The sequence below is a fragment of the Rhodoferax aquaticus genome (genome assembly GCF_006974105.1).
GTDB lineage: Bacteria > Pseudomonadota > Gammaproteobacteria > Burkholderiales > Burkholderiaceae_C > Allorhodoferax > Allorhodoferax aquaticus_A.
Map to the genome: position 1 here is coordinate 785,069 of NZ_CP036282.1, position 13,068 is coordinate 798,136.

The 13,068-nt window shown below is 61.6% G+C and carries 9 protein-coding genes; 5 read left to right on the forward strand and 4 right to left on the reverse strand.

Annotated features, from left to right (window positions below):
• Position 1: 1 nt before the first annotated feature.
• The 4 genes from uraD to EXZ61_RS03730 all read left to right on the forward strand — a co-directional run bounded on the left by uraD (position 2) and on the right by EXZ61_RS03730 (position 6,244).
• On the forward strand, positions 2–1,777 hold the full coding sequence (gene uraD / locus EXZ61_RS03715; protein ID WP_142809148.1) for a 2-oxo-4-hydroxy-4-carboxy-5-ureidoimidazoline decarboxylase: 1,776 nt from the start codon (positions 2–4) through the stop codon (positions 1,775–1,777).
• A gap of 55 nt (positions 1,778–1,832) precedes the next feature.
• Positions 1,833–3,056: a M20 family metallopeptidase gene (locus EXZ61_RS03720; protein WP_142809150.1), complete on the forward strand. Its 1,224-nt coding sequence runs from the start codon at positions 1,833–1,835 to the stop codon at positions 3,054–3,056.
• A 126-nt stretch (positions 3,057–3,182) separates the two neighbouring features.
• Positions 3,183–5,495: an NADP-dependent malic enzyme gene (locus EXZ61_RS03725; protein ID WP_142809152.1), complete on the forward strand. Its 2,313-nt coding sequence runs from the start codon at positions 3,183–3,185 to the stop codon at positions 5,493–5,495.
• 53 nt (positions 5,496–5,548) lie between these two features.
• A complete protein-coding gene (locus EXZ61_RS03730; protein WP_142809154.1) occupies positions 5,549–6,244 on the forward strand; it encodes a tRNA-uridine aminocarboxypropyltransferase in 696 nt (231 codons plus the stop codon).
• Between the two features lie 1,382 nt (positions 6,245–7,626).
• Here EXZ61_RS03730 and EXZ61_RS03735 read toward each other — a convergent pair.
• From EXZ61_RS03735 to EXZ61_RS03745, 3 genes are all read right to left on the reverse strand, one after another.
• Complete coding sequence (locus EXZ61_RS03735; RefSeq protein ID WP_142809156.1) at positions 7,627–8,802, reverse strand: MFS transporter; 1,176 nt, start codon at positions 8,800–8,802, stop codon at positions 7,627–7,629.
• Between the two features lie 86 nt (positions 8,803–8,888).
• Entirely contained in the window at positions 8,889–10,430 is a 1,542-nt protein-coding gene (locus tag EXZ61_RS03740; protein WP_142809158.1) for a sensor histidine kinase, read from the reverse strand.
• 8 nt (positions 10,431–10,438) lie between these two features.
• Positions 10,439–11,149, reverse strand: a complete 711-nt coding sequence (locus EXZ61_RS03745; protein ID WP_142809160.1) for a response regulator transcription factor — start codon at positions 11,147–11,149, stop codon at positions 10,439–10,441.
• 138 nt (positions 11,150–11,287) lie between these two features.
• Between EXZ61_RS03745 and EXZ61_RS03750 the strand changes: the two genes are divergently transcribed.
• Positions 11,288–11,893, forward strand: coding sequence for an RNA polymerase sigma factor (locus EXZ61_RS03750; RefSeq protein ID WP_168224693.1), 606 nt, complete (start codon positions 11,288–11,290; stop codon positions 11,891–11,893).
• A 174-nt stretch (positions 11,894–12,067) separates the two neighbouring features.
• On the opposite strand, the gene EXZ61_RS03755 is transcribed toward EXZ61_RS03750, so the two are convergent.
• Positions 12,068–13,054, reverse strand: a complete 987-nt coding sequence (locus tag EXZ61_RS03755; protein WP_142809164.1) for a 2-dehydropantoate 2-reductase — start codon at positions 13,052–13,054, stop codon at positions 12,068–12,070.
• Positions 13,055–13,068: the final 14 nt, after the last annotated feature.

Below are 13,068 nucleotides of genomic sequence, written 5' to 3' on the forward strand. Positions count from 1 at the left end.
CATGCCCCTCACCCTAGACCAACTTAACGCTGCAAGCGTGGCTCAGGCCACGCAACTTTTGGACGGCTTGTACGAACACTCCCCATGGATTGCACAAGCCGCCCTGGCGCAGCGGCCCTTCAAGTCCTTGGCGCAGCTCAAGCTGGCGCTGGTGGACGTGGTGCGCACGGCGGGCTTGGACCCCCAACTCGCTTTGATCCGCGCCCACCCGGAGTTGGCGGGCAAAGCCATGGTGAGCAATACGCTGACTGCGGAGTCCACCAACGAGCAAAGCAAGGCGGGCCTGACCCAGTGCACGCCTGAAGAATTTGCCAAGATTCAGCAACTCAATGCGGACTACAACGCCAAGTTCAAGTTCCCCTTCATCTTGGCGGTGCGCGGCCCGCGTGGTGTGGGCTTGGGCAAGGCCGAGATCATGGCCACGTTTGAGCGCCGCTTGGGCAACCCCGTGGACTTTGAAGTGGCAGAGTGCGTGCGCAACATCCACCGCATTGCCGAGATCAGGCTGGACGACAAGTTTGGCGTGACGCCTGAGCAAGGCAATTTGGTCTGGGATTGGGCCGAACGTTTGGCCACCCACAGCGACCCAGGCTTTGCCGAGCGGGGTGAACTCACCGTGACCTACCTCACCGATGCGCACCGCGCCGCTGCCCAGCGCCTCTCGCACTGGATGCGCACAGATTGCGGTTTTGATGAGGTGGAAATCGACGCTGTGGGCAACTTGGTGGGCCTCTACCATGGCACCGACCGCAGCGCCAAACGCTTGCTCACGGGCAGCCACTACGACACCGTGCGCAACGGTGGCAAGTACGACGGCCGTCTCGGCATCTTGGTGCCCATGGCGTGCGTGCAGGCTTTGTCGCGCCAAGGGCGTCGCTTGCCGTATGGCATTGAGGTGGTGGGCTTTTCGGAAGAAGAGGGCCAGCGCTACAAAGCGGTGTTTTTGGGCTCCAGCGCACTCACCGGCCAGTTTGACGCCCAGTGGTTAGACCAAAAAGATGCCGACGGTATTGCCATGCGCGACGCCATGCAACACGCGGGCTTGTGCGTAGACGACATCGCCAAGTTAAAGCGCGATGCGGCCAAGTACCTGGGCTTTGTCGAAGTTCACATTGAGCAAGGGCCTGTGCTCAACGAGCTGGACATTCCCTTGGGCGTGGTCAGCTCCATCAATGGCAGCGTGCGCTACCTGGGGGCCATCACGGGCATGGCCAGCCACGCAGGTACCACCCCCATGGCCCGCCGCCGCGACGCCGCTGCGGGCGTGGCCGAGTTGATTTTGTACGCCGAGCAGCGTGCCCGCAGTGAGCCAGACTTGGTGGCTACGGTTGGCATGTTGGAAGTGCCTAGTGGCTCCATCAACGTGGTGCCTGGGCGCTGCAATTTCAGCCTCGATGTGCGTGCCACCACCAATGCAGTGCGTGACGCCTGTGCGGCTGACATTCGCGCCAAGCTGGCGGAAATTTGCGAGCGCCGTCGCTTGGGCTTTGGCTTAGAAGAAACCATGCGCGCCGCTGCCGCCCCCAGTGACCCGGCCTTGCAAGCACAGTGGGCGCGTGCCGTCGAAACTTTGGGCTTGCCCAGCACGCCCATGCCCAGCGGCGCGGGCCATGACGCCATGAAGCTGCATGAAATCATGCCCCAAGCCATGCTGTTCGTGCGTGGCCAAAACTCGGGCATCAGCCACAACCCGCTGGAGAGCACCACCAGCAACGACATGCAGCTATCGGTAGACGCATTTGCGCTGCTGCTGGACCAACTGGCCGCCGTGCACTGAGCCGAATGGCCCCCTCTTTATCCACAACACACCCAACATTTCAGAGACCACACGCATGACCACTTACGAACACATAGACCAATGGATTGACGCCCACTTTGACGAGCAAGTGGAGTTTTTGCAAGAGCTGGTGCGCGTGCCCACCGATACGCCTCCAGGCAACAATGCACCGCACGCGGAGCGCACCGCCGTCTTGCTCGAAGGCATGGGCATGGTGGCCGAGAAGCATGCAGTGCCAGAGGCAGACGTATTGGCCGCAGGCCTGCAAAGCATCACCAACTTGGTGGTGCGCCGCAAGTACGGTGCGGGCAAAACTGTGTTGCTCAATGCCCACGGTGACGTAGTGCCGCCGGGCGAGGGGTGGACCAAGAACCCTTACGGCGGCGAAATCGAACAAGGCAAGCTGTACGGACGCGCAGCAGCCGTGAGCAAGTGCGACTTTGCGACCTACACCTTCGCGGTTCGGGCCCTAGAAGCGGTAGCCCAACCCAAAGCCGGTAGCGTGGAGTTGCTGTTTACCTATGACGAAGAATTTGGCGGCGAGCTCGGGCCTGCGTGGCTGCTCAAGAACAAGGTCATCCACCCCGACCTCATGGTGGCCGCCGGCTTTAGCTACCAAGTGGTGACCGCGCACAACGGATGCTTGCAGATGGAAGTGACGGTGCACGGCAAGATGGCCCACGCGGCCATTCCCGACTCAGGCGTGGATGCCTTGCAAGGGGCCACCCATGTTCTGAACGCGCTCTATGCACAAAACCAGCTCTACAAACATGTGCTGTCTGGCGTGGAGGGCATTACCCACCCCTACCTGAACGTCGGCATGATTGAAGGCGGCACCAACACCAACGTGATTCCCGGGCGTGTGACGCTGAAGCTAGACCGCCGCATGATTCCTGAAGAGAACCCAGTGCAGGTAGAAGCCACACTGCGCCAGGTGATTGAAGCGGCGGCTGCCAAGATTCCCGGTGTCACCGTCGATATCAAGCGCATCTTGTTGGCCAACGCCATGCAGCCGCTGCCTGGCAACAAGCCTTTGGTCGATGCCATCCAAAAGCACGGCAAAGCCGTGTTTGGCGAAGACATTCCAGCGCTGGGGACGCCGTTGTACACCGATGTGCGTCTGTTTTGCGAGGCAGGCATCCCCGGCGTGATTTATGGCGCCGGCCCCCGCACGGTGTTGGAGTCGCACGCCAAGCGTGCCGACGAGCGCATTGTGTTGGAAGACCTGCGCCGCGCCACCAAGGTGATTGCGCGCTCCCTGGTCGACTTGTTGGCCTAAGGGCAGGCCTGTCACCCGAGGCCAGCGGGTGGCATAGGGCAATGCCATGTTGGCATGGCTTGCCCGTAAGCCCCCTGCCGCGATGCTTTATTCTTGACGCAGCCAAAAAAACTACGAGGAGCACCCATGGCCCAAGACATTTCCCCCGCTGAAAGCGCACTGCGCGACGCCGCCCGCGAATACCACCGCCTGCCCACACGCGGCAAGATTTCGGTAACCCCCACCAAGCCCCTGTCTAACCAGCGCGACCTGAGCTTGGCCTACTCGCCGGGCGTGGCTTACCCCTGTTTGGACATTGAGGCTGATCCGTCCTTGGCGGCTGAATACACCTCGCGCGGCAATCTGGTGGGCGTCATCACCAACGGCACCGCGGTGCTGGGCCTGGGCGACATTGGGCCCCTGGCGGCCAAGCCGGTGATGGAGGGTAAGGGCTGTTTGTTCAAGAAGTTCGCGGGCATTGATGTGTTTGACATCGAACTGGCCGAGCGCGACCCCGACAAACTGGTGGACATGATTGCCGCCATGGAGCCCACCCTGGGCGGCGTGAACCTGGAAGACATCAAAGCGCCGGAGTGCTTCTACATCGAACAAAAGCTGCGCGAGCGCATGAACATCCCGGTGTTCCATGACGACCAACATGGCACTGCCATCATCTCCAGCGCTGCCCTGCTCAATGGTTTGGAACTGGTGGGCAAGCGCATTGAAGACGTCAAGATCGCCGTGTCGGGCGCAGGTGCTGCGGCGCTTGCGTGTTTGGATGTGATGGTGGGCTTGGGCGTGCGCCGTGAGAACGTGTATGTGTGCGACTCCAAGGGCGTGATCTACGAGGGCCGCGCGGGGGGCTTTGATGCCTCCAAAGCACGGTTTGCCCAAACGACAGAGTTGCGCACCTTGGCCGATGTGGTGAACGGAGCCGATGTGTTCTTGGGCTGCTCAGCCGCTGGCGTGCTCACCCAAGACATGGTGATGACCATGGCCGTTAAGCCCATCATCTTGGCCTTGGCCAACCCCGAGCCAGAGATTCGCCCCGAGCTGGCCAAAGCGGTGCGCCCCGATTGCATCATTGCCACCGGCCGCTCGGACTACCCCAACCAGGTCAACAACGTCCTGTGCTTCCCCTACATCTTCCGTGGCGCGCTGGACTGTGGCGCAACCAAAATCACCGAGGCGATGAAGCTGGCCTGTGTGCGCCAAATTGCCGACCTGGCCAAGGCCGACATCAGCGAAGAGGTGGCCACTGCCTACGCGGGCAAAGAGCTGGTGTTTGGCTCGGACTACCTCATCCCCACGCCGTTTGACTCGCGCTTGATTTTGCGCATTGCCCCGGCTGTGGCCAAGGCGGCTGAAGAGTCTGGCGTGGCCACGCGCCCCATCAAAGACTTGGAAGCCTACCGCCAGCACCTGTCGCGCTTTGTGTACCAAACCGGCATGTTCATGCGCCCCGTGTTTACGGCTGCCAAGGCCGTGGCCGCCAACGCCAAGCGCGTGGCCTATGCCGAAGGCGAAGACGAGCGTGTGCTACGCGCCGCGCAAGTGGCGGTAGACGAAGGCTTGGCCCACCCCATTTTGATTGGCCGCCCCTCGGTCATCGAAGCACGCATTTTGAAAGCGGGCTTGCGCATTCGCCTAGGTGTGGACGTGGAGTGTGTGAACCCAGCCGAAGACGCGCGCTTTCGCCAGTACTGGGAAACCTACCACCGCCTCATGGGGCGCAAAGGCGTGTCGATCGAGACGGCCAAGGCGGCAGTGCGCCGCTCTAACACCACCATCGCATCCCTCATGGTCAAGTTGGGCGATGCCGATGCCATGCTGTGCGGGCTGGTTGGGCGCTTTGATGTGCACTTGGGCCACATCCGCGATGTGATCGGTGTGAAAAAAGGCGCCACCACCTTGGCAGCGCTCAACGCCTTGATGATGGACGAGCGCACCCTGTTCATTGCCGACACCTTTGTCAACGAAGACCCAGACGCACAGCAACTGGCCAACATCGCCCAAATGGCGGCTGACGAAGTGAGCCGCTTTGGCTTGCCACCCAAGATCGCCTTCTTGTCGCATTCCATGTACGGCACCTCGCAGCGTAAGTCTGCGGTCAAGATGCGCTTGGCCCACGAAATCTTCAGCGAGATGGAACCCGGCATTGAGTGCGACGGCGAGCTGCATGGCGACGCTGCCTTGAACGAAGGCATGCGCCAAGCCGCATTGATGGACAGCAAACTCACGGGTGAGGCCAATATTCTGATTTGCCCCAATCTGGACGCAGCCAACATCTTGTTCAACGTGCTCAAGGTGGTGAGTGGCCACGGCGTCACGGTCGGCCCCATCTTGCTGGGTGCCGCAGCCTCTGTGCATGTGCTCACCCCTTCGGCGACTGTGCGCCGCGTGGTGAACATGACTGCCTTGGCCGTGGCCAATGTGGAAAAGCACACCCGCGCTGCATAGTTTGAGAGAAAAAGGCCTGCAGCGCGCATCCATAAAGCGCAAGCAGCTATTGAATGCATAGCGATTTGCGCCCGTTGGACGGGCCTTCAGAGCCCACGGCCCAGCGCCCACGTTGCACGCGGTGTCTGCGCGCCAGCACCGCCTGCATCTGCCAGTGGGTGCGCCCTACGCCCCACCGCGTGCAAGTGCTCATCTTGCAGCACCCCTTGGAAGTTCTGAACGCCAAAGGCACCGCGCGCCTCTTGCACCTGGGCCTGCCACGCAGCCGCTTGGTGGTGGGAGAGACCTTTGCTGCAGAGGATTTGCAGCATTATTTGTTTGCACCGTGGCCAGATGTGCATGCCTCCGCGCGGAGCGCAGAGTCCGCTGCCAGCGGCCCCCCAACCACCGTGCTGCTCTACCCCGAAACTCCAGACCACGGTGCCCTCGGTCTGCCGGTTCCCCCGGCATTGCCCGCGCAGGCACTCAGCCAACCCGAGCGTATGCGCTTGGTGGTGCTCGACGGCACCTGGCGCAAGAGCCGCAAAATGCTGTTCACCAACCCCTTGTTGCACACACTGCCCCGCCTGCCCTTGCAGCAGCTGCCTCCCAGCGCTTACCGAATTCGCAAAGCGCACCTGCCCGACCAACTCTCCACCCTAGAAGCCACCTGTGCCGCCTTGGCCCAAGTGGAAGGGTGCGATGTCAGTGGCCTGCTCGCGGGGTTTGAAGGATTTGTGGCGCAGCAACTGCAGTGGCGTGCGGTTTAGCTCCTTGCTTGCAATTGGCGTTGCGGCTTGGAGGGTGGTGATTTGTTGGTTTTGGACACCCACTCCCCCAACCCCTCGCCCCGTCGGCGAGGGGAGTCCTGAACTGCCGATGGGATGGTTTTGCTCCGGACGCTGTGCTACCAAAGAACCGTCGCCAACGGGTTGGCACACCACGGCCAGTGCATGCGGTTGTAGGGCCTCGGAGGGATGTGCACACCCCCACTGGCAGGCAAAGCTGCCAGCGTAGGCGCACCCTACATAGACGCAGAATCTACAACCGTCCCCCACGCGCCGTGGCAAAACACAAGGTCGGCAGCGCATCCCCTGTAGCCACGTATCCGGCGGCCAACAACCACATCGAGGGGTTTGAAGGATGTGTGGCGCAGCAACTGCAGTGGCGTGCGGTTTAGATCCTTGCTTGCAATTGGCGTTGTGGCTTGGATGGTGGTGATTGCTAGGTTTGGGACACCCACTCCCCCAACCCCTCGCTCCGTCGGCGAGGGGAGTCCTGAACTGCCGATGGGATGGTTTCGCTCCGGATGCAGTGCTACCAAAGAACCGTCGCCAACGGGTTGGCACACCACGGCCAGTGCATGCGGTTGTAGGGCCTCGGAGGGATGTGCACACCCCCACTGGCAGGCAAAGCTGCCAGCGTAGGCGCACCCAACATAGACGCAGAATCTACAACCGCCCCCACGCGCCGTGGCAAAACACAAGGTCGGCAGCGCATCCCCTGTAGCCACGTATCCGGCGGCCAACAACCACATCGAGGGGTTTGAAGGATGTGTGGCGCAGCACATGCAGTGGCGTGCGGTTTAGCGCCTTGCTTGCACTTGGCGTTGTGGCTTGGAGGATGGCTATTGCTTGGTTTGGGACACCCACTCCCCCAACCCCTCGCCCCGTCGGCGAGGGGAGTCCTGAACTGCCGATGGGATGGTTTCGCTCCGGATGCAGTGCTACCAAAGAACCGTCGCCAACGGGTTGGCACACCACGGCCAGTGCATGCGGTTGTAGGGCCTCGGAGGTATGTGCACAACCCCACTGGCAGGCGAAGCTGCCAGCGCTGGCGCACCCAATATAGACGCAGAATCTACAACCGCCCCCCAGGCGCCGTGGCAAAACACAAGGTCGGCAGCGCATCCCCTGTAGCCACGTATCCGGCGGCCATTAGCAAAATCGGCAGTTCAAGGCTCCCCTCGCCGACGGGGCGAGGGGTTGGGGGAGTGGGTGTTCAAAACACGCACTCATCTACCAAGTGCATCATCAGATAGCAGATAGATATTCAGACAGAGTGATGGAGGCAAGCCATACGTTCACCCAGCCACGGTTTGCTGGCACCGCAGCTGGCCATATCCATTCGGACATGGAGGCGTGCCTTGGCTTCATATGCGCTGACTAGCTAGCTTCTTGCGTAGATAAGCCAGCCACAGCAGGGACGCTGCCACCAGCGCGACCGGGGCGACGGAGCCGTAGTTCAGCCACGTCCAACCGCTGGTCGTGACCAAGATGCCCGAAGCCAAGGAGCTGGCTGCCAGCACCGCAAACACGAAGAAGTTCAGTGCGCCTTGCGCGCGGTCTTTCTCCTGTGGCGTGTAAGTCTCCAGCGAGAGGGTGGTGCTGCCGGTGAACAAGAAGTTCCAGCCCACGCCCAGCAAAAACAAGGCGATTAGAAATTGGTGCAAATCGACACCCGAGAGCGCAACCGCAATGCAGCCGGCGTACAAGGCCACGCCCACTCCCATGATGGGCAGTGTGCCAAAGCGCTTAATCAAATGGCCGGTGAAAAACCCGGGGGCAAACATGCCAATCACATGCCACTCCAGCACCAAGGCGGCATCACCAAAGGGCAAGCCGCACTGTTGCATCGCAATGGGCGTGGCCGCCATGAGCAAGTTCATGACGCCAAAACCCAAAGCCCCTGTGGCTGCCGCCACGATAAAGGTAGGCTGGCGCATGATGGCACTGAGTGGGCGACCCTCGCTATGGTCTTGCTTGGCAGGTGGTGGCGGAAAGTCAATCAAGGCCATCACTGCCAGCGCAATCAGTGCCACCACAGCCAAAGCCAGGTAGGCGCCCGCAAAAGGCACTTGGGTGAGCGACTTGGTCTGCGCCGCCAAATTGGGGCCCAGCACCGCGCCCATCAGACCACCTGCCATGACCAGTGAGACGGCTTTTTCGCGCGCGGCCGGAGCAGATAGTTCCGCGGCTGCAAAGCGGTAGAGGTTGGCATTGGCGTTGTAGTAGCCCGCCACCACCGTGGCAAAGCACAGCAACCAAAAGTCCTTGTGCACAGCCGCATACGCGCACAGCAGAGCGGAGCCCAGCGCCACCAGCAAACCGAGTTGGAACGAGCGTTTGCGCCCAAACCTCTGCTGCGTCTTGGCCACCAAGGAAGTGGACAGTGCGCCACCCACCACATAGCCCATGACGGGCAAGGTGGCCATCCAGCCCAGTGGCGCCATGCTCAGGCCGACCAAGCCGTTGATGGCAATGAAGGTGACGTTGTTGGTGAGAAAAAGCCCTTGGCAAAGGGCGAGTAGCCAGAGTGGTCTGTTCATGGGGGGGGCCGTGTGGCAATGGTCAGGGTGGGGTGCGGCTGCAGAGCGCCCTATTCTCGCAGGTCAAGCGGGCAGCGTGGCCGCTGTCAGGTTTGGGCAGGCGCAACCGATGGGCTGGGCAGTGCCAAGGTCACACAGGTGCCGGTGGGCACCACCTTGTGCACCATCACCTCGCCACCATGCAACTCCACAATGCGCTTGACGATGGCCAAGCCTAAGCCCTTGCCGCCTTCGCCCGTGGCGGGGGCCACGCTGTGGCGGCTCTGGTAGAAGCGGTCAAACAGGTGGGGCAAGTCTTCGCTCGGAATGCCGGGGCCGTCGTCTTGAACCTGCACCCACACCTGCGCGCCGTGGGCCACGGCGCCCAAGCGAATGCAGCCACCGGACGGGCAAAACTTCAGGGCGTTGTCGACCAAGTTGGCCACCGCGCGCTCCAACAGCTCCACATCTACGGCCACCAAAAGCATGGCATCTGCAGCAGCACTGGCTTGCATGCGCACCCCTAGGCGCTCCGCCCGTTCTGTAAAACGCAGCACCAAGTCGTCCAGCAGCTCATTGACATCCATGAGCTCGGTGCGCAGCGCAAACTGGGGCTCATCCAGCTGGGCCAAGTCGCCCAAGGACTGCACCAAGCGCGCCGCGTTGTGGGTGTTGCGCAGCGCAACCTCGACCAAGCGGCGGTCTTCCGTGCGCGCATCGTCACCCGCCCAACGGTTCTCCAGGGTTTCCAAGCACGCCACCGTGGCCGTTAATGGAGAGCGCAAGTCATGCGACAGGTTGCTCACGCCTTCGCGGCGAAAGTGGTCCAAGCGGCGCAGCGCGGCCCATTGGGTGCGCAGGGTGTCGAGCATGGCGCGCAGCCCTTTGCTGAGTTGGCCAATTTCGTCAGTGCCCGCGCGGGGCATGGCGTCTAGCAGTTCGGACTGCGGGGCTGATTGCCCGGCCGCAAATTCCTGCAGGCCTTGGCGCGACACATTGCCCATGGCCTCGGTGAGCCTGGCCAGCGGGCGTGTCACGGCGGCCGTCACCCATGCGGCGCACAGTGTGCTCACCGCAACCACGATACATAGCAACCACAGCGTGGGTTTCGCAAAGCTGCTTTGGAAAACCGCAAACCCGCCTTGCGGGAGCACCCGCTTATGGCACACCAGGTACAAGTAGCCATCACTCTCGGGGTTTTTGAGAATCACATTGCGTTGCACGGCGCGCGCTGCAATCACCGCGCTCGCATCCATGCGTTCGGGGTCGTCTCCCAGTACGTAGGGCATGGGCTCTGGGCCGCTGGATTCCATCACCGGTTTGAGCGCCACTTGGAAGCCCTTGGGCAGCTTGGCTTCACCGGTGGACACGATGACGGTGCCTGCGCTGTCCAATAGATAGAGCTGCGAGTCTGGCTCAAACAACACCAAACTGCGAAAGAAGTCCGCAAACTCGTCGGGAAAACGCTCTTGCATGTCAAACATATCGGGGTGTTTGGCCACGACACGCTCCAAGAATGCGCTGGCGCGGTAGTAGGTGGCTTCGTGTTCAAAGCGTTCAAAGGCCATCAACACCGTGGATACGACCCCAACGGCGGTGAGCAAGCCGGTGAGGAAGATCGTGAGCGCAATCTTGAAGCGAATTGACATAGGGTGAATCAGCGTGGAGCCTCACGCATTTTGTAGCCCGCGCCGCGCACGGTCAGGATGAACTCGGGGCGCAAAGGGTCTGCCTCCATCTTGGCCCGCAGCCGGTTGATGTGGGTGGTTACCGTGTGTTCATAGCCGTCATGCGTGTAGCCCCACACGGCATTGAGCAACTGGGCACGCGAGAACACATGGCCGGGGTGCTGCGCAAAGTACAAGAGCAAGTCAAATTCCAATGCGGTCAGGTCCAGGTTGGCTTGGCGCAGCTGCACCTGGCGCTTGGCCATCCAAATCTCCAGGCTGCCATTGCGCAGGGTTTGGGCGGGTGCTGGGTGGGCCTGCTGGGCATTGCGCAGCAGCTCAGCGCGGCGCAGCAAGGCTTTGACGCGCGCCAGCAATTCGGCCAGCGAAAACGGTTTGGTGAGGTAGTCGTCAGCGCCCAGCTCCAGGCCCAGCACGCGGTCCAGTTCGGTGGACTTGGCCGTGAGCATCAGGATGGGGGTGCTATTGCCTTTGGCGCGCAGGCTTTTGCAGACCTCTAGCCCATCCATGCCCGGCATCATCAAATCCAGAATGAGCAGGTCATGCGCTTGGCTGGTTTCTTGGGCCAAGGCGGCCACGCCATCGGCCACTTCTGTGACCGCATAACCCGCGCCTTGCAGATTGAGCGTCAACAGGGCCCGGATATCGGCCTGGTCTTCAGCAACGAGGATTCTTTTCATGGGGGTACCTTAATGCAACTTAGGTCGCAGATCACGGCAAAACCTTACAAATGTTATCTGGCTGTGATATTTCGAGAGCAAGGCGTGAGGCGGGGCCGCGACAGTAGAGCCACGGAACACTTCAAGCCCACGACCACCATGAACACTTTTGCTTTCTCCACCACCGCAGCGTTTGATGCCAGCCACATCCAAGCCTTGATGGCGGGCTTTGTGCCAGACGCGGACGCAGACACCTCGGCCTGCGCCGCACCAGCCGCGCCCTTGGACTGGATGGATCTCATGCCCCACCGGGACTATCTGGTGCGCTTTGCCCAACGCAAGTTGCAAGACCCCAGCTTGGCTGAGGACGTGGTGCATGACGTGTTTGAAGCGGTGATGCAGGGGCGCAGCAGCTTTGCGGGCCGCAGCGCCTTGCGCAGCTGGCTCACGGCCATTTTGAAAAACAAAATTGTCGATCTGATTCGCCAGCGTGCCCGCTACGACAGCCTGGAAGAAGAGGGCGAAGACAGTGACGTGTGGCAGCTGCAGTGCCCCAACCCCGGCCCCCATGAAGTGGCTGAGCAGCGCCAACTGCTGCAAAACACCATGCAGCGCATCAACACCCTAGCACCTGGCCTGCGTGATGTGATGGAGTTCCGCGTGATTGAAGACGAGTCGTCCGAAGACGTGTGTGCGCGCCTGCAGATCACCGAGTCCAGCCTGTTTGTGCGCCTGCACCGGGCGCGCAAACAGCTGCTCTGCTAAGCCGAGACTGTCCATGAGGCGCACCTTCGGTGCTGTTTGGCGGCTGACGGCGCAATGGTGGTCATTTTGGCCCCTCTTCGTTACCCATAGCACCAGCTATGGGTGCCTCAGTCGGAACCAAACTGCCTCGCCACTGCTTCCGCCATCCATCCAAACCCTCATGGACAATCTCTGCTAACTTTCCTTCGGGTACAGGCCGTGCACCCGCGCAAACAAGCGGGTCAGGCCCAAGAGGGCATTGATATTGGGCGTAGGCACGGCCAGCCGGGTTCCAATTTCTTGCACTGCCGTGACGATGGCGTCCAGCTCCAAGCTGCGCCCTGCTTCAGCGTCTTGCAGCATCGAGGTTTTGAAGGCCCCCAGCTTGGCGGTGATTTGCTGGCGGTCTTCCGGGCTTTGATCAATGGGGCAGCCCAGCAGGGTGCCGATGGCCGAGGCTTCCAACATGGCGTCTGCGCAAAAGCTACGTACCAAGGGGTCGCCCAAAATCAGGTCAGCGCTTGCACCTGTCATGGCCGAGATGGGGTTCATGGTGAGGTTGCCCCACAGCTTGTACCAAATGTCTTGGCGGATGTGGCCGCTGTGGGTCACATCAAAGCCTGCTTGCGCCAGCACATCGGCAATGGCTTGCACGCGCGGGTCTTGGCCGCCGGTGGCAAGCCCCACGATCAGGCCTTGCCCCATGCGGTGCTGTACCCAACCCGGCTCCGACGTGGCGGCGCTGGCATGCACCACACAACCCACCACGCGCTCTAGGGCAATGGCCTGGCCAATGGTGTTGTCAGGGTCCAGGCTTTGTAGCGGGGCATCGGCAAAGGCGGGCAGGTGCTGGCAGAACCACCACGGCACACCATTCATGGCGGGCATCACCAAGGTGTTGGGGCCCAGTAGCGGTGCTAGCTGGGGCGCCAAGGCTGCCAAGGCTTGGCCTTTGACCGTGATGATGACCAAGTCTTGCACGCCCAAGTCCGCCGCTGAATCGCTGGCAGTGGCCGCGCATTGCAGCAAGCCTTGTGCGGTGCCCATGCGCCAGCCGTGGCTGCGCAAGGCTTGGAGTGTGTCGCCGCGCGCCAGAGCGCTCACCTGAGTGGTTCCGTGCAATGCCAAGCGGGTGCCCAACATGCCGCCAATGGCGCCCGCGCCAACGATGCAAATCTTCATGGTGTGTCCTTGTC

Coding starts and splice junctions, on each gene's coding strand:
- uraD (WP_142809148.1), top strand. CDS start 2: ATGCCCCTCACCCTAGACCAACTTAACGCTGCAAGCGTGGCTCAGGCC.
- EXZ61_RS03720 (WP_142809150.1), top strand. CDS start 1,833: ATGACCACTTACGAACACATAGACCAATGGATTGACGCCCACTTTGAC.
- EXZ61_RS03725 (WP_142809152.1), top strand. CDS start 3,183: ATGGCCCAAGACATTTCCCCCGCTGAAAGCGCACTGCGCGACGCCGCC.
- EXZ61_RS03730 (WP_142809154.1), top strand. CDS start 5,549: ATGCATAGCGATTTGCGCCCGTTGGACGGGCCTTCAGAGCCCACGGCC.
- EXZ61_RS03735 (WP_142809156.1), bottom strand. CDS start 8,802: ATGAACAGACCACTCTGGCTACTCGCCCTTTGCCAAGGGCTTTTTCTC.
- EXZ61_RS03740 (WP_142809158.1), bottom strand. CDS start 10,430: ATGTCAATTCGCTTCAAGATTGCGCTCACGATCTTCCTCACCGGCTTG.
- EXZ61_RS03745 (WP_142809160.1), bottom strand. CDS start 11,149: ATGAAAAGAATCCTCGTTGCTGAAGACCAGGCCGATATCCGGGCCCTG.
- EXZ61_RS03750 (WP_168224693.1), top strand. CDS start 11,288: ATGAACACTTTTGCTTTCTCCACCACCGCAGCGTTTGATGCCAGCCAC.
- EXZ61_RS03755 (WP_142809164.1), bottom strand. CDS start 13,054: ATGAAGATTTGCATCGTTGGCGCGGGCGCCATTGGCGGCATGTTGGGC.